Origin of the sequence: Paenibacillus sp. EKM211P (genome assembly GCF_011066175.1) — a bacterium.
GTDB lineage: Bacteria > Bacillota > Bacilli > Paenibacillales > Paenibacillaceae > Paenibacillus > Paenibacillus polymyxa.
Map to the genome: position 1 here is coordinate 83746 of NZ_JAAMNS010000019.1, position 17232 is coordinate 100977.

Below are 17232 nucleotides of genomic sequence, written 5' to 3' on the forward strand. Positions count from 1 at the left end.
AAAAAAACGGTCATGCTTCGCTAACTTAACATGCTATTGAATATGAAGTGTTTCAGATAAAGTTTGGGGGCTTCAAAATGAAAGAAATAGATATCAAAGATCGATTATATCAACAATTTTCTCGAATCGGGAAATGTTTATCGAGTGACAAGCGCTTAGAGATCATGGACATTTTGTCCAATGGTCCAAAATCAGTTGAAGGTTTAGCAACACAAACGGGTATGAACGTTGCAAATGTTTCTCGTCATCTACAAATCTTACTGGATGCTAAATTGGTCAAGTGCTGCAAAAAAGGGACATACGTCATATACAGTATCGGTGACCCTTTAGTAATTGAATTTCTATCTTCTTTGCGGAGAATATGTGAAGATCGACTATCTGATATAAAGCAGATTAAAACTGAGTTGGAATTACAATATCCAGAGGTTCAAACCATCACCAAACATGATTTGTTAGAAAAAATGAAAAAAAAGACTGTTATTCTTCTAGATATTCGTCCCACAGATGAATATGATGCTTCTCATATTCCAGATGCCATTTCAATACCATTAGACCAACTTGAGAACTACCTGAAGACAGTTGATAAAAGTACTATAGAACTTGCCGCATATTGTAGAGGCCCATACTGTTCGCTGGCATCTCAAGCGGTTGATTATATGCTGAAGCAAGGGTATATGGCTTATCGAATTGAAGAAGGAGTTCATGATTGGAATGTGTGTGAGGAGTCATAAGTATCTTTAAGAGAGGAGCAGTTTTATTATGAGTGTAGTGGAACTGACATCAATAGAAGAAATAGATTCCTTTATCGAAATTAATCCTTTGAGTATGTTATACGTATCCCAAGAAGATTGTAACGTATGCCATGCCATTTACCCCAAGCTCAAAACAATGCTTAAACTATATCCTAAATTGGCTCTTGCTCGTGTTAATGCTAGTCAAGTGGAGGAAATCACAGGAAGATTTTTGATTTTTTCTGTACCGACAATCTTGATTTTTCTTGATGGGAGAGAATATCTACGCGAAGGGCGTTTTGTTCAATTTGAACAACTAAAAAAACAATTACAGTTATTGTCCGATGAAGTTTAATTTTTCGATGAAAAACAAACGATGCACCTTCAGTATTATGTCCTTTTTTAGGCGTTTTATTGAAGGTGCATTTCAAGTAATGACCAGTTTTTGTTGTGATTCCACTGAAAAACATGCGTTATGTGTTCTTTTATGTTGATTTTCGTTCCACCAAAGTAAACTCTAATGAATTTAGTGCGTTCTCCGTCTGGTTAAGCTTATTACGAATAATAATAAAGGCATTCTCAGCCTGTAAGCCAACAGGATAGTTGATCGTTGTTAGATCCAACAACTGAGCGGGTACGGAATTATTGAACCCCATAATACCTAGATCTCCAGGGATCGAAAAACCTGAGGTACGTAATGCTTTTGCCAGACCTGCAGCTACTTCATCATTCGCACAAAATATAGCATCTGGTCGATCTTTTTGCGAAATCCACCAATCTGCAAGTTCTTCTCCATCCGGAACAGATAATTTTTCTTCAATGTGAGGGAACTGATTCGCGTTAAGCTGATGCTTTTGCACAAAATCTCTATGAGCACGGATACGTTCTCTTGTATTCAAACCTTCCGTCATTGGATAAACACTAAGTATCTTACGATACCCTTTGGAGTAAAGATACTCCAGTCCATTGAAATAAATTTGATATTGTTCCATAAACACGGAGGGAAGCTTCTCATTAAGAACACGCTGCCAGGTCACAATAGGACCATACTGTGCATACGATTCGATGATATCCCAACTATTACTCCTAATTAGACATAAAATAGCATCCAATTGTTTCCGTTTAAGCATTTCTAGAGCAACAAGTTCTTTCTCTGGATCTTCATTCGTGATAAACAGCGAGATATTAAATCCATGCCTTTCAGCAAAAACTATAAACGCTTGAACAAAGGTTACGATAATAGAACTAAATGAAGTAGCAATGATCCCAATCAAACGGGTCTCGCCCTTTTTTAGAGAGATCGCATTGGCATTTGGGACATAATCAAGTTCCTCCATAATTCTCAACACTTTTTGCCTAGTGGATTCCCGTACGTAGGGATGTTTGTTAATGACGCGTGATACCGTTGCTGTGGAAACCCCCGCTAAATCAGCAATTTCCTGAATATTGGCCAACTCTACCCACCTCTTTGTGTCAGCATAGCATGTTTTAATTCTAGAAACAAAATTAATAAGACAAAATATAAATTTATATTACAAATATGTGAATGTGTTATTTGTAGCCTTGACGTTAGAAAAATTGTCCATTATAATTCAATTGATCGATTGATTAATTGATAATTTAATCGAGCGATACATAAATTTAATTGGAGGTTTGATTTCAATGGCAAAAGCATATCTTCAAATTACATTGAAAATTAATGCACCAGAACGTGAGGCAGCTGCAAAGGTTTATACAACTTATAAAGAGCCTTTCCTGTCTGGTATTCCCGGTGCGGTTTCTAAAGAATTGCTTGTGCGTGATGAGGATGTTCAAGTTTTGCATGGCTTTAACAGTGAAACCGATGCCAAGGCTTATCTCGAAAGTGATCTATTTAATAATGATGTCGTTGTTGGACTCAAAGACCTGCTTCAAGCTGAGCCAGAAATCCGGATTTATAGCACATTCTAGAAATTGATTTAGCACACTCTGACTATTTCAATTAGGCTTAAAATCAGGAAAGAAACCGACAGAGCACAGCTGTAATGTCGGTTTCTTTCGTTAAATAGAGCAAACCATAAGTTTTGGTAGAATTATGTGCATTGATTGAGGATCTTAATCTTAACGAAGTTTTGGACTTACAATACCAAAAAGGGGATGTTAATATGGCAGAAAAGATAATTAGCATGAATACGGTTTGGTACAAAGATGCTAAGGGCGATGGACGCATTAAAAGTGACAATCTCCAAACTCAAATTGCAATTCCAGTCCCCAAAGGGGGAAGTGGTGAAGGGGCTGAACCACAACAACTTCTTATCTCTTCTGCGGTGGCTTGTTACACGATGACCTTAGCATATATGTTAGATAAAAATAAACTTCCTGTGACTGGATTCTTTATGGATACAGAAGGTAACATAACTCAAGGTGATCAGTTAAGTATTACCCACCGCCCGCATGTTGTTCTGAATCCAGGAGCAACCCATGAAGACGTAAGCATGACGGAAGATTTTATACAAAAAGCAGAAGAAAATTGCCATATTGGTCAATTACTAATAAAGGCCGGCGTCTCCGTAGGAACTCAAGGAAAAGTAACCATTGATTCTGGAGAGGATCTTACTAGTAGCTATATTGCAGAACACGGATTGGAATGGTAAGTTTAAGCACCAATTTTTAAGTCGTATTTTTCAATCTAATGAAGTGCATAATGTGCAGGCTTGCATTATTCACAAAAAGACTTCAAAGTCACAAATATGTGGGCTTCGAAGTCTTTTTTATTTGATGCTTAGATTGGTTACTGTTAGTGAAAATGTTCCTGCCACTCATTCAATCCGTCTTCCATACGATACGCCTTAAATCCCTCAACTTGCAATTTTTGCGTAGCAAGTGCCGAATAAACGCAAAATGGCCCTCTACAATAAGCGACCACTTCAGCTTCCTCTGGTAACTCTCCCATTAATACGTCTAGGTCTTCCATAGGCATTGAAATGGCTCCTTGAATATGTCCTGTTTCAAACTCTTCTTTGGGACGCAAGTCAACTAAGATAATGGAGTTTTCATCTAGTTTTTTCTTTACTTCATCCATGGATAGGGTATGAATGTCATTCAAGTTGTTTAAGAAGTCATCTTTCATTTTCCCGATATCAGGAATTTGTTTCTCACTAATCTTCCACAGTGAAGAGAGAAAGTCAATGATCTCCGGGTCTGCTAGCGAGTATATGGCGTAAGTTCCTTTCTTTGTAAACTTAACAAGCTTAGCGTCCAGTAACACCTGCAGATGACGAGAAACATTAGCTATATTCATATCCGTACATGTTGCTAATTTCTCCACTGTTCTGGGACTTTGTGATAGTACATTCAAGATTTCAAGGCGTTTGTCACTTGATAGACATTTACCTATTCTAGCCAGTTGCTTATATAGATCTTCTTTGAAAAGCTTTGCGCACTTTAGCATATCTTCCATTCATTTATAACCTCATTTCAACTTGGTGATATATGTTAAGGATTCTACACTTTATATTTTGACCAATATGGCAAATCAAAAATACTTATTTATACACTGAAAAAACCTTTGAATCCAGCATTCTCCTCATAATAGGGCACTACATCAATTGATGAATAGAATTTTAACATGTGAAGAGACGAAGTCAAGGGCCTCTGAACTAATGGATAATATGAGGATGGGACACAAATGTACAGTGACGCAGCGTTTCACCCATTCAAAGAGTTTGTGACGCAAAACGTGAACAGGTAGAGTGGTGAGGTTTGTGGATGTGCTGTTAAAAGTGGTTGGCATTGGGACTGGCTGAAGACTTTGCTTGGTAGCGGAAACAGAAGAAAACACGTAAAGACAAGAAAAAACCTTGGTTAGAATTTTGAACGATGTCGCTTTTTTGGGGTACGTGATGAACGGAATGACTACAATCAGCAATTAAAAAACGGCAAGTCGATGTATGTAAAGAGGAAGGGAAAATAAATTCCTTGTAAGCGTTTGACATATTGGAATATCAATCTATAATTATGAGCAGACTTCACCTCACCGAGAGGGAAGAATCCTGACTTTTCTCAGTCTGAATCAGATGATGATGTTACCTGTTTTTTTAATGGGTTGTTGCCTATCAGGAATACGATAATCGATAGAGCTGTTGTTCAATAAACAGCAAGCTCCATAATCAGGGGCTTGCTGTTTTATTTACCTAAGGAGAATGGTCGAAATGACACTTAAAAAAAGAATCTTTTTATTGTTTTTTCTCAGCGCGTTTATTCCCTTTATCAGTATATTTACAATTTCTTATTATACCATTGATTCCATTTTTGCGAATAAAATCAATGATGGAATTAGGAGCAATCTACAGCAGGTAACTTCATCACTGGAAAATTCAATTACTAACCTGAATCATGTTACTCAGCAATTATCATATAGTGGTACATTAGGAAAAAAACTGGATGAAGTCTTGAAGCCTTCCTCCAATATATTTGAATTGGTTGAGGCTAGAGATGAATTAAAGAATGAGTTAAATGTCGTAACGTTTACTAATCCGAATATAGGTCTAACCTTGTACTATTTCCAGAAAGAAGGCACTACACAGTTCGCTAACTTTCCCATCAAAGATCGTTTTTCTCCTGAGTCTTTGCCTGTGCTTACCAAATCATATGGCATTGCGTACTATGGTCCCCATATGAGTATGAACCGATTTGATGATCAGCTTGTTTTATCTGCTATGCGAAAGGTACAGCTGCCTCAAAGGGACGATGTATATATTTACGTCGAATCCGGCTTTCGTCTTACACAGGATATACTGGGTTACAATCAATACCAAGGAGCTTTATCGCATTTGATCCTGAATGGTGAGGGCAAAATTGTGTACAGTGAAATTCCAGAAGTGATGAAAGTCGGGGAGAATTTCTCCAGCTTATCAAAAAGTGCTGCAAAAGATGGAATAGCCCGTGATTACCATTGGTTTAAGGAGGACTCCGCTCAGAATTGGAGCGTCATATCGGTAATTTCGCAGGCTAAGTATCAACAGGAGAAAAACCAGTGGTTGCTTCAAATATTACTGGTCGCTTTATTTTTTCTCGGCTTTACCGTATTCCTTGCTTGGCTTCTGTGGAAGATGGTCTACAAACCACTCGGTCTTTTCCATTCGGAAATTAACGGAATGTCTCAGAATCCACAAAAGGCAGGCAGCCAGACCCGCACTCAAATTCCTGAGTTTGACTTTCTGTTGGGGGAATTCTCAAATATGCAGCATCAAATCGGCGACCTGTTCAAGGAAGTGCAGCAGAAAGAGAAGATTCGTGCAGATTTGGAAGTGGAAAAATTGTTATATCAGATCAATCCTCACTTTCTGATGAATACACTGGATACTGTACACTGGCTGGCCGTCATGAACGGACAAGGGGAGATTGACAAGTTGGTGCAATCCTTGAACAAGCTGTTGTATTACAACTTGGGTAAATTAGGGCAAGTATCCACGATGGAAGAGGAAATTGATGCGCTAAGACAGTATCTAATCCTGCAGCAAATTCGATATGACTTTGAATTTGACGTACGTATTTCAGCGGATGATCAAGTGCTTAAAATACCTGTGCCTCGTTTTATTTTGCAACCGTTGGTTGAAAATTCACTTTATCATGGACTGAGTGACGAAGGTTTTATTCAAATTGAAGTTACACTTGCCAAAACGCTGAATATTTTAATACAGGATAATGGAGCAGGCATGACCGAGGAAGCGATTCAAAGACTTCTGAACAATCGTATAACTGAACATAAAAAAGTAGGGATGGGCATCGGACTCAATTATGTCCACCGCATGTTGAGGGCACAGTACGGAGATCAAGCACAACTGGTGATCGAAAGTGAATTGGGTACAGGGACAAGTATACTGCTCATACTTCCGATCAAAGGAGAAGATGTCTGAGGATGATTAAGGTATTGATAGTGGATGACGATAAATTAGTACGAAAAGGAATAAGCTCCGCGATGCCGTGGAACGAGTTCAATATGGAGGTTGTAGGAGAAGCAAGTAACGGGTTGAAAGCACTGGATTTTCTAAAATCCCAACCGGTCGATCTGATGTTGACGGATCTCGCGATGCCGGTGATGTCAGGTATTGAACTGATGCGAGCTGCAAGGCAGCTCTATCCAGAACTACATATTGTCGTATTAACACTGCATCAAGATTTCGATTATATCCAGGAAGCGCTAAGGTTGGGAGCCATCGACTATATAGCCAAGGTTCAGCTCGAGAAGGAGCAATTCGAACATGTGCTGGACCGAATACATACACGGATTGACGAGCTGGCGAATAAAAAACGAAAGTTGCCGCTGCTAAGTGAGACCAATGTCCATTATCGCCATGTGTATGCACTTATTTCACTGGATCGCAAGTTAGGACAGAGTTGGCCGATTGAACCGACATCCAATGGAGATGAGATCCGGTGGGAGGTTGAACGGAACAGTTGGATGTGGACGGCACCCATGGACGTAGAGGAACAGCTTTTCCATAGGCTGAAGGAATACCTAGACCAAGTTCCTCAAAGCGCCTTGCTGGTTATGTCCGATGTACAAGAGCGAACGTGGTCGCAAATCCAAAACTGGATTATGAATTATACTGAAACGTCCTTATTCTATGCATACGACCCTTATAATCCTGTCATTGCTGTTTCGATGAATGTGGAGGACTCATTTCCAATAGAACCGCAGGATGAAGACATGGATCGAATTAAGCAAAGTTGGTTTCTAACACCATGGACCCATAACGACAGTTACTACAACCAACTGATTGAACAGTTTAAATCACTAAGACTGCATAAAAGCCAGCTGATGGGATTGCTATACTCGATAGTTATGGAATGGAATCACCTTTTTGCCCAGACTAAGCTGGGTAGAATCTCAATGATTCATTCTTTTCTATCCTGGTACGAGGTAGAAGCTTGGATCAAGCAGACGTCTGTGGGTATTCGTAAGGCAGATGAACAGACTTCATATTCACAGGAAATTGTAGACGCCGTCAAAAAATCGATTATGATCATGCAAAATGATTTGGACCAGGCTTTTACTGCTTCAAGTTTGTCCCAGCAACTGAACATCAGCCGAAGCTATTTCAGTCAATGCTTCAAGGATCTGATGGGGAAGACCTTTAATGAATACTCCCGTTTTATACGAGTAGAGAAGTCTAAAGAGTATTTATTGAATACAAACAACACGATTTTCTGGATTGCGGAGCGAGTGGGTTATACGGATGAAAAATATTTCAGCCGAATTTTTCGCGAATTGACAGGTCTGCTGCCAAGTGAATATCGACAGCTGGGCAGAGGGGATAAAAAGCGTACTCTTTTATAATTCCATTAATCAAGCCGACAGATTTCTGTTTCAGGAGCTGCCGGTTTTTTGTTCTTCACTTTGATTAGTAAGATTGGATAGACAGATGTATGTCGATAGGTAGGATAAATGATTACAAGCTAACTATGACCTCATGGTCCGACATGAAACCGCATACATTTTTCTATCCAAACAGACGTTAAATCCCTATCTCGATTTGTCTTCAGCAAGTTTTATAATGAAAGCGTAAACAACAATGATTAAGAAATATTCACAACAAAGGGGAATAGAAATGTGATGAGAACTAAATGGTCCATAAAAAGCAAACTGTTAACGAGACGTCTGGCTGTACTGTCGATATCTGCCCTGATGATTTCAACCCTTGCAGCCTGTGGGGGTTCATCCAACCCTCCCACTGCGAAGGAAGCGGGGAAATATGAGGTAACACCGGGAGACCCATTCAGTGCCTATAAAGACGAAATAACGGTCACGATGGGGCGTGTGACTACAGCCAACCCAAAACTGCCGGCTGGAGATTCGTATGAGAACAATGCGTATACTCGACTGGTCAAAAAAGCGTTTAACGCTCAGATTAAAGACCAATTTGAAGCCAACGGAGAAGATTACAGCCGTCAGGTTTCTCTCGCCATCGCCTCTGGAGAACTGCCTGACATGATGCGTGTCGATTCCAAGGATGAACTCAAAGAACTGGTTGATAATGATCTGATTGAAGATATGACGGAAATTTACAAACAGTATGCCACGGATAATATCAAGAATATTTACGACTCTTATGAAGGCCGTGCATTAGACAATGCGACGATAGATGGACGTTTAATGGGGCTTCCGGCTACTTCCCTAGATTCCGCACCAACCATGGTCTGGGTTCGTCAGGATTGGCTGGATCTACTGGGAATCCATCTTGACGCAGACGGAGATGGTGCCATCAAGCTGGACGATGTGGAGAAAACGGCCGAGGAATTCTTGAAAAGAGATCCGGGTCAAACCGGGAAACCGGTAGGCATACCCTTTGTGAACACCCTGAATACAACTGACTATAATGGTTCTGCCTATACCATGCTCGGAGTTGCCTCAACAAAGGGTTCATTCCCTCAGTACTGGATGAAGGGTAAAGACGGTAGCATTGTTTATGGCTCGACAACAAAGGAAACCAAGCAGATGCTAGGCGTCATGGCAGATTGGTTCAAGAAAGGCATCATCGATCCGCAATTTGGAACACGCACATTTGATGACATCACGGCACTGTACACCAACGGCCAATGCGGCATTGCTTTTGGACCATGGCATATTCCCGACTGGGGTCTGGGCAACGTGAAGCAGAAGGATAAGAATGCGAAATTCACGGCTTACACTTTGGAGGATGCAGATGGAAAGGTAAACGTGGCACACGCCAATCCAGCTAATCAGTTTATCGTTGTAAGAAAAGGATACGAACACCCGGAACTCGCTGTTAAAATAGTAAACCTTTTCTACGATAAACTAGCAAATGATAAAAATGTGGGAACATCTATGCCAGAAGCTGCCAAGTATCAAGAGAACGGCGTAGACGGTTCTACCAGACCGTTTAATATTGAAGTCAACTCGGCGACCTCGTTACTAGATGACTACTCTGACATCGTTCGCGGGATTAAAGGAGAGATTAGTCTGGATCAGGTCCGGACAACAGAATCAAAAAACAATATTAAGAGTATCCAAACTTACTTGAGTGATATGGATACGGATAACGTAACAGCCTGGTCGAAATATCACTCGCGTATCAACGGAGTGGGGCTTATTGACAAACTGACAAGGGAAAACAAATTCGTTTGGATGACACCTGCTTACTCTGGAACTACACCAAGCATGAAACAGACCTGGGCTAATCTGACCAAGATGGAGCAGGAATCTTTCATCAAAATTGTGACTGGTGCTGAACCTCTGAATTACTTCGATACATTCGTTAGCAATTGGAAGAAGCAAGGCGGTGATCAGGTAATTCAGGAAATTAAAGACGAGGTTGCATCCAAAAAATAAACAATCTTGAACTGTTTATAGGGCTGCGATACGCAGCCCTGCTTTTAGGAAAGGGGTCCATCCATGAAACAGGGAAATGATAAAGCAAAGAGCCCGTTCGGTACGGGTGCCATATATCATCTGATGATGCTTCCGGGTATTTTATTTTTGCTGGTATTCAGCTATGTTCCGATGGTCGGTGTCATTACGGCGTTTCAGGATTATATACCAGCCAAAGGAATGTTAGGCTCCAAATTTGTAGGGCTGAAGCACTTTATTTATATGTTTAAGTTGCCGGACATCGCACAGGTTTTTAGTAATACGTTGGTGATTGCCATTGCCAAGATTCTATTGGGAACAATCATGGCTATCATTTTTTCCATTTTGTTAAATGAGATCCGCATCAAATTCGTTAAAAAATCCGTACAGACCATTGTTTATCTGCCACACTTTCTATCCTGGGTAGTTCTAGCGTCCGTGGTTGTTAACATGTTCAGTTTGGATGGAATTGTGAATCAAATTTTGGCTTTTTTCGGTCTGCAGAATATTAATTTTCTCGGCAGCAACACCTGGTTCCAGCCGCTGATTATTGGGACAGACGTGTGGAAGGAGTTCGGCTACAGTTCCATCGTCTATTTGGCTGCAATTACTTCGATTGATCCGGGCCTGTATGAAGCGGCAGGAATGGATGGAGCCAGCTGGTGGAGAAAAGTATGGCATATTACGTTGCCAGGCATGCTGCCTATTATCCTGCTCATGGGAGTGATGAGTCTGACCAATATTTTGAGTGCCGGCTTCGATCAAATTTATAATCTGTATAACCCCGTTGTCTATGAGTCGGGAGATATTCTGGATACTTATGTATATCGGATTGGACTTGTCGGGCGACAGTATAGCTTTGGTACGGCTGTTGGTCTGTTCAAGTCAGTGATCGGTATTGTTTTGCTATTGTCCGCCAACCAATTGGCCAAAAAATACACTGACCGAAAAATATTTTAAGGAGGTCAAGCCTGTGTCCTATTTTGTAAACCAAAAAGGTCGAATTGGCGGGTTAATCATCTATGCCATCGTCATTTTGCTGGCATTGATTTGCCTTCTTCCATTATGGAATATCGTTGCGATTTCATTTAGCAGCAGTGAGGCCGTGTCAGCTAATGCTGTAGGTCTCGTACCGGTCAATTTTACAACCGCAGCGTATACGAAAATTATCGATGATGCTCAGTTCTGGCGTTCCTTTGGCATATCTGTTCTACGTGTTGTGCTCACACTTCTTCTCAACATGATTCTTATTGTTCTAATGGCATACCCGCTCTCCAAGTCGAAAAGAGAATTTAGGGGCAGAAACATTTATATGAACGTCATGATTTTTGCCATGCTGTTCAGCGGTGGAATGATCCCAAGTTATCTATTGATCAAAAACCTCAATATGCTCAATACAATTTGGTCGCTTGTTCTACCAGGAGCTGTCCCTATATTCAGTGTCATCCTTGTCATGAACTTCTTCTCTGCTGTACCTAAGGCCCTAGAAGAAGCAGCATTCATCGATGGGGCGAGTCCGCTGCAGGTCCTGTTCAAAGTGTATGTTCCCGTGTCCATCCCTGCGCTGGCGACGGTAGCACTATTCAGTATCGTGGGAACGTGGAATGATTTCTTCAGCGGTTTGATCTATATGACTCAAGTCAGCAATTATCCACTAATGACTTATATTCAGTCCCTTAACGTGAATATTGCGGAACTTCTTCAATCCGGGACCAACTCAGCACAACTCAGCAACTTGACTGAAATTTCAAACAAAAATCTAAATGCGGCCAAAATCGTAGTCGCTGTCATCCCGCTGCTGCTGATTTATCCGCTGCTTCAAAAATATTTTGTGACTGGAATTGTTGTAGGATCGGTAAAAGAGTAATTGTATGATGTGACTTGATTAAGATAAAAACACTATTCGTCTATTGGAAAGGTTGTAATGAACAATGGAAAATAAAAATTGGTGGAAAGAAATTGTTGTATACCAGATATATCCACGGAGCTTTCAAGATAGTAATGGTGATGGAATCGGCGATTTGAAAGGAATTGTTTCCCGTCTGGAATATTTGCAGCAACTCGGTGTCGGTGCAATTTGGCTATCACCAGTTTGTAAATCCCCTCAGGATGATTATGGTTATGATATTTCGGACTATCGGGATATTGATCCGATGTTCGGGTCTTTGGATGATATGGAGATGTTAATTCATGAAGCTGGGAAACGTGACATTCGGATCATAATGGATTTGGTATTGAACCATACTTCCGATGAGCATCCCTGGTTTCAAGAAGCAAAAAAAAGTAAAGAAAATCCGCACCATGACTATTATGTCTGGAGAGATGGCGTTGAAGGAATGCCACCAAACGACTTGGGTTCCACCTTTGGTGGTTCAGCTTGGGAATGGGTACCCGAGATAGGACAATATTATTTACATCTTTTTTCTGTAAAACAGCCGGATCTCAACTGGGAAAACCCAAAAGTCCGACAAGAGATTTACGAAATGATCAGTTGGTGGATAAGCAAGGGTGTAGGCGGTTTTCGGCTTGACGTAATTGACTTAATCGGAAAAGAACCAGATTTGAAAATTACCAGCAACGGGCCAAATCTGCATAAGTATATAAGGGAACTCAGCAAGGAGACGTTTCAAAAAGCTGGAGACCTGCTGACGGTTGGAGAAACATGGGGCGCTACGCCAGAGATCGCCAAATTGTATAGCAACCCGGACGGCAGTGAGTTTTCAATGGTATTTCAATTTGAACATATTAGTTTGGATGAACAAGAGGGAAAAGGGAAGTGGGATCTTAAGCCTCTAGATTTTCTAGAATTAAAAAAAGTGTTGTCCAAATGGCAGACAGAGCTGAAGGGGGATGCCTGGAACAGTTTGTTTTGGAATAATCACGACTTACCCCGAATCGTTTCTCGTTGGGGAGATGACGGAGAATACAGGATAGAATCGGCTAAAATGTTGGCAACCCTTCTTCATGGCATGCGAGGCACACCATACATTTATCAGGGGGAAGAATTAGGGATGACGAATGTTCAATATCCAATTGAAGACTATCGGGATATTGAGTTACTAAATTTCTATAAAGATAGAATTGAGAAAGGATACCCCGAAGACAATGTTATGGAGTCAATCTTTGCAAAGGGTCGTGATAACGCTCGAACACCAATGCAGTGGGACGCTTCAGGCAACGCTGGTTTTACATTAGGGAATCCTTGGATTAAAGTAAACCCGAATTATAAGGATATCCATGCACAAGAAAGTTTAAATAACCCTGAGTCCATATTCCATTATTATCGGAAACTAATCCGATTAAGGAAAGATCATGAAGTGATCATATATGGGGATTATGAGCTGATGTATCCCGAGAATAAAGATTTATTCGCGTACACTCGAACGCTGAAAGGAGCTAAACTACTTGTAGTATGTAATTTTCAAAAATACACAACTGATCTCCCACTTCAGAAAGAGCTGGCAGAGACTAAACAGCTGCTAATATCCAATTATCCAAATAACATGTCTGATGTAGAAATGCGCCCTTATGAAGCGAGAATGTACCTTATCGATACACTCAATAAATGAAAATGAATATCCCACAAAAGTATATTGTCGGACATTCCATCGGTGGGCAAGTGGTGACTGAGTTTGCGTTATCATATCCATTTATGTTTAAGCGGCTAGTGGTGATTGCCCTTTCATTAACGGGATTTGCATATTCGCAAGAATTCACCCATTATAACTAGCTAATAGCATCCGACAGTTTTGTCACAGGTGAGAACCATACGTGAATAGATTGGGTATCTCTTGAATCAAAAAAGAGCAACCCGGAAGAAACATCTTGGTGCTTGGAAGCGGCGGGTGAGTGGAAATCGGTTGTTTACAGATATGGAACAGCGACAGTCTAGGACTTTATTTTCTCGTCCTTGATTGTCGCTGTTTCAATTTCTAGGCTCAGTCTAATAAGGAATTTATTTAACAGATATAGAGAATGAGATGGTGCAACAGACAAGCGGATTGACACAAGAGATTGAGAACGAACTTATAACTTCCATGTCAATAGAGGAAATGAAACAGTTCCCAAGAAGGAAGCATCATCACTAACAAGCCAATAATAGATCTAAGAGGCAGCGGGACGATAAATCATCAAGAATGACTAACTAAACTAACATGATGGTTCAACTGAACACAAAAAGAGATAACCCTAATAAATTCAAGGATCATCTCTTTTTATATAAAACAATTGAACACGAATAAACGCTATGATATAATCGATAACGCTACTGACAAATCATATAAATGCCAATAATTTTATTATCCCTATTTTAATAATACATCTAGAACTTTGATTTGTCAATGCTTTTTTTGCCCCCAAAAAAATAGAAAAGGATGGTGGAATGTGCGATCAGGCTGGGTACATCCTCAAGCGGTTTTGAGAAGAAGTACACGACGACTTACTTCAGTGGTGACTAGGCATGATCATGATTGTTCGCTTTTTTCTCTATATTAATGGTTAGGAGAGATGTTGAATGAATTCACTGGTTCTTGATTTTCAAGAAATGGATAACACTCAGCTTTTGCTTGTTGGTGGAAAAGGGTTGCACTTAGGGGCATTAGCCAAAATGGAAGGAATGCAAGTGCCAGAAGGGTTTTGTGTTACAACAGTGGGATATCAAAAAGCCCTCGAACAAAACGAAATGGTTCATGCTTTGTTGGATCAGCTAACTACGCTTAAAGTAGAAGATCGAGAACAAATTGATGAAGTCAGCAAAAAGATTCGACAGGCCATTATGGAAGTAGCCATTCCTTCCGATGTTGTGAAAGCAGTTGCCCACTATCTCTCCCAGTTTGGAAATGAATATGCTTATGCCGTGCGTTCTAGTGCGACTGCTGAGGATTTGCCGCATGCTTCTTTTGCTGGTCAACAAGACACCTATTTAAATATTATCGGCAAAGAATCCATCTTGGAGCATATCCGCAAATGTTGGGCTTCTTTATTTACAGAACGCGCGGTAATTTACCGAATGCAGAATGGATTTGATCACAGCCAAGTTTATTTATCTGTTATCGTTCAAAGGATGGTGTTTCCACAGGCTTCAGGGATTTTATTTACCGCTGATCCCATCAATTGCAACCGAAAGCTGCTCTCTATCGATGCTAGTTTCGGACTTGGAGAAGCGCTGGTCTCCGGCTTGGTATCTGCCGATTATTACCAAGTACAGGATGGGGTAATCGTCAACAAGAGGGTGGAAACCAAGAAAATGGCTATTTATGGACGAAAAGAAGGCGGAACAGAGACCAAGCAGCTCAGTCCTGATCAGCAAAAGACGCAAACCCTTACGGATCAACAAATTTTACAACTGGCACGCATTGGAAGACAGATCGAAGAACATTTCGGCTGCCCACAAGACATTGAATGGTGTTTGGCTGATGATACATTTTATATTGTTCAGAGTCGGCCGATCACCACTTTATATCCCATTCCTGAAGCAAATGACCAGGAGAATCACGTGTATGTATCTGTCGGCCATCAGCAAATGATGACTGATCCTATTAAACCACTGGGGATATCTGTTTGGATGTTAACAGGTGCTACACCCATGTTTAAAACTGGTGGTGGAAGGCTGTTTGTGGATATCACGATGGGCCTATCTTCACTGGATGGGAGGCAGAATTTATTGGATGTTTTAGGACACTCCGATCCGCTCATAAAAGACGCGCTTATTACCATCATAGAGCGGGGAGATTTTATAAAATTGGACCCATCTGACAAAAGCGAACCGGGGCCTGTTAAAAGCCATAAGGGTATGTCGTCTGCGGATATTCTGGAAGAGGCAGGAAATGACCCGGTAATTGTTGCTGATTTGATTAAGAGTAGTGAGACATCGTTATCAGCGTTAAAACGTAACATCCAAACGAAATCAGGATTGGATGTATTTGATTGTATCCTGGAAGATATGCAGCAACGGAGGCAGCGTGCATCAGATCTGAAAAATTTGAGTGTAATTATGTCCGCCATCCATGCTTCAGCATGGATCAATGAAAAAATGAATGAATGGTTAGGAGAAAAAAATGTAGCAGACACACTTTCCCTATCTGTACCTAATAACGTCACTTCTGAAATGGGCATGGAGCTACTGGATGTTGCAGATGTGATTCGTCCCTATCCGAAAATAGTTGAGTATTTACAACAGGTAAAGGATGATAATTTTTTAGATGAACTGGTTCAATTTGAAGGTGGGCAGCAGGTGCGTGATGCTGTCGCTACTTATCTCGACAAATATGGCATGCGATGTGCCGGGGAGATCGATATTACAAGAACACGCTGGAGTGAAAAACCAAGTATACTGGTGCCTATGATCCTCAGTAACATCAAAAACCTTGAGCCTGGCGCCAGTAAACGAAAATTTGAGCAAGGGCGACAGGAGGCTTTGAAAAAAGAACAGGACTTATTAGCCCGATTGAAACAATTACCAGGTGGTGAACAAAAAGCCGAAGAGACAAAACAAATTATCGACCAGATCCGGAATTTCATCGGTTATCGTGAATATCCGAAATACGACATTGTTAGTCGCTACTTCATTTATAAACAGGCTTTACTAAAGGAAGCGGAACGACTCGTACAAGCCAACATTCTTCATGAAAAAGAAGATATTTACTATCTCTCTTTTGAAGAATTGCAGGAAACTATACGCACCAATAAACTGGATTACCAGGTCATCGACAAACGAAAAAATGAGTACAGATTATATGAAAAATTAACTCCCCCACGTGTTATCACATCTGATGGCGAAATCATTACAGGTCAATACAAACGAGAAAATATCCCCGCTGAAGCTATTGTAGGCCTGGCTGTTTCTTCGGGCGTTGTAGAGGGGCGAGCTCGTGTGATCCTGAATATAGAAGGGGCTGATCTGGAAGATGGCGACATACTAGTCACCTCCTTTACTGACCCCAGCTGGACTCCATTGTTTTTATCCATAAAAGGCTTAGTTACGGAAGTGGGCGGACTGATGACGCATGGAGCCGTTATCGCACGTGAATATGGCTTGCCAGCCGTTGTCGGAGTGGAGAATGCAACCAAACTGATAAAAGATGGCCAACGAATTCGCGTGCATGGAACAGAAGGGTATATCGAATTTTTGTAATGGATAATTAAGGGGGG

Annotated in this window: 13 protein-coding genes; 11 read left to right on the forward strand and 2 right to left on the reverse strand. The window is 40.8% G+C overall.

The genetic code is table 11. The features are described from left to right. Window positions 1–77 precede the first annotated feature (77 nt). Window positions 78–731, forward strand: coding sequence for an ArsR/SmtB family transcription factor (locus G9G57_RS22300; RefSeq protein WP_019687320.1), 654 nt, complete (start codon window positions 78–80; stop codon window positions 729–731). A gap of 28 nt (window positions 732–759) precedes the next feature. Next, window positions 760–1086 (forward strand): thioredoxin family protein, encoded by a 327-nt coding sequence (locus G9G57_RS22305; RefSeq protein ID WP_019687319.1) that lies wholly within the window; start codon window positions 760–762, stop codon window positions 1084–1086. 130 nt (window positions 1087–1216) lie between these two features. Here G9G57_RS22305 and G9G57_RS22310 read toward each other — a convergent pair whose 3' ends face one another. After that, window positions 1217–2185 (reverse strand): LacI family DNA-binding transcriptional regulator, encoded by a 969-nt coding sequence (locus G9G57_RS22310; protein ID WP_019687318.1) that lies wholly within the window; start codon window positions 2183–2185, stop codon window positions 1217–1219. A 208-nt stretch (window positions 2186–2393) separates the two neighbouring features. Here G9G57_RS22310 and G9G57_RS22315 point away from each other — a divergent pair, with 208 nt between their 5' ends. Both G9G57_RS22315 and G9G57_RS22320 read left to right on the forward strand, forming a co-directional pair. Then, a complete protein-coding gene (locus G9G57_RS22315) occupies window positions 2394–2681 on the forward strand; it encodes a hypothetical protein (protein ID WP_019687317.1) in 288 nt (95 codons plus the stop codon). Between the two features lie 194 nt (window positions 2682–2875). Then, window positions 2876–3364, forward strand: coding sequence for an OsmC family protein (locus tag G9G57_RS22320; RefSeq protein ID WP_019687316.1), 489 nt, complete (start codon window positions 2876–2878; stop codon window positions 3362–3364). Between the two features lie 143 nt (window positions 3365–3507). Here G9G57_RS22320 and G9G57_RS22325 read toward each other — a convergent pair whose 3' ends face one another. Then, window positions 3508–4170, reverse strand: a complete 663-nt coding sequence (locus tag G9G57_RS22325; protein ID WP_019687315.1) for an ArsR/SmtB family transcription factor — start codon at window positions 4168–4170, stop codon at window positions 3508–3510. Window positions 4171–4921: 751 nt separating this feature from the next. Here G9G57_RS22325 and G9G57_RS22330 point away from each other — a divergent pair. The 7 genes from G9G57_RS22330 to ppsA all read left to right on the forward strand — a co-directional run bounded on the left by G9G57_RS22330 (window position 4922) and on the right by ppsA (window position 17215). Beyond that, the gene (locus G9G57_RS22330) at window positions 4922–6628 is read left to right on the forward strand and encodes a sensor histidine kinase (protein ID WP_045244559.1); all 1707 of its coding nucleotides are present in this window, start codon (window positions 4922–4924) and stop codon (window positions 6626–6628) included. 2 nt (window positions 6629–6630) lie between these two features. After that, entirely contained in the window at window positions 6631–8052 is a 1422-nt protein-coding gene (locus G9G57_RS22335) for a response regulator transcription factor (protein WP_164965567.1), read from the forward strand. A gap of 276 nt (window positions 8053–8328) precedes the next feature. Beyond that, window positions 8329–10065 (forward strand): sugar ABC transporter substrate-binding protein, encoded by a 1737-nt coding sequence (locus G9G57_RS22340; protein ID WP_016820865.1) that lies wholly within the window; start codon window positions 8329–8331, stop codon window positions 10063–10065. Between the two features lie 63 nt (window positions 10066–10128). Continuing rightward, window positions 10129–11043, forward strand: a complete 915-nt coding sequence (locus G9G57_RS22345; protein ID WP_016820866.1) for an ABC transporter permease — start codon at window positions 10129–10131, stop codon at window positions 11041–11043. Between the two features lie 13 nt (window positions 11044–11056). Beyond that, window positions 11057–11950, forward strand: coding sequence for a carbohydrate ABC transporter permease (locus G9G57_RS22350; protein WP_016820867.1), 894 nt, complete (start codon window positions 11057–11059; stop codon window positions 11948–11950). Between the two features lie 64 nt (window positions 11951–12014). Then, window positions 12015–13652: a glycoside hydrolase family 13 protein gene (locus G9G57_RS22355; RefSeq protein WP_164965568.1), complete on the forward strand. Its 1638-nt coding sequence runs from the start codon at window positions 12015–12017 to the stop codon at window positions 13650–13652. A 944-nt stretch (window positions 13653–14596) separates the two neighbouring features. After that, complete coding sequence (gene ppsA, locus G9G57_RS22360; protein WP_164965569.1) at window positions 14597–17215, forward strand: phosphoenolpyruvate synthase; 2619 nt, start codon at window positions 14597–14599, stop codon at window positions 17213–17215. The last annotated feature ends 17 nt before the right edge of the window (window positions 17216–17232 follow it).

Excerpts from the sequence above, each read along its gene's own strand:
- G9G57_RS22325 (WP_019687315.1), bottom strand. The coding sequence starts at position 4,170 with ATGGAAGATATGCTAAAGTGCGCAAAGCTTTTCAAAGAAGATCTATAT.
- G9G57_RS22315 (WP_019687317.1), top strand. The coding sequence starts at position 2,394 with ATGGCAAAAGCATATCTTCAAATTACATTGAAAATTAATGCACCAGAA.
- G9G57_RS22345 (WP_016820866.1), top strand. The coding sequence starts at position 10,129 with ATGAAACAGGGAAATGATAAAGCAAAGAGCCCGTTCGGTACGGGTGCC.
- G9G57_RS22335 (WP_164965567.1), top strand. The coding sequence starts at position 6,631 with ATGATTAAGGTATTGATAGTGGATGACGATAAATTAGTACGAAAAGGA.
- ppsA (WP_164965569.1), top strand. The coding sequence starts at position 14,597 with ATGAATTCACTGGTTCTTGATTTTCAAGAAATGGATAACACTCAGCTT.
- G9G57_RS22330 (WP_045244559.1), top strand. The coding sequence starts at position 4,922 with ATGACACTTAAAAAAAGAATCTTTTTATTGTTTTTTCTCAGCGCGTTT.
- G9G57_RS22355 (WP_164965568.1), top strand. The coding sequence starts at position 12,015 with ATGGAAAATAAAAATTGGTGGAAAGAAATTGTTGTATACCAGATATAT.
- G9G57_RS22320 (WP_019687316.1), top strand. The coding sequence starts at position 2,876 with ATGGCAGAAAAGATAATTAGCATGAATACGGTTTGGTACAAAGATGCT.
- G9G57_RS22340 (WP_016820865.1), top strand. The coding sequence starts at position 8,329 with ATGAGAACTAAATGGTCCATAAAAAGCAAACTGTTAACGAGACGTCTG.
- G9G57_RS22305 (WP_019687319.1), top strand. The coding sequence starts at position 760 with ATGAGTGTAGTGGAACTGACATCAATAGAAGAAATAGATTCCTTTATC.
- G9G57_RS22300 (WP_019687320.1), top strand. The coding sequence starts at position 78 with ATGAAAGAAATAGATATCAAAGATCGATTATATCAACAATTTTCTCGA.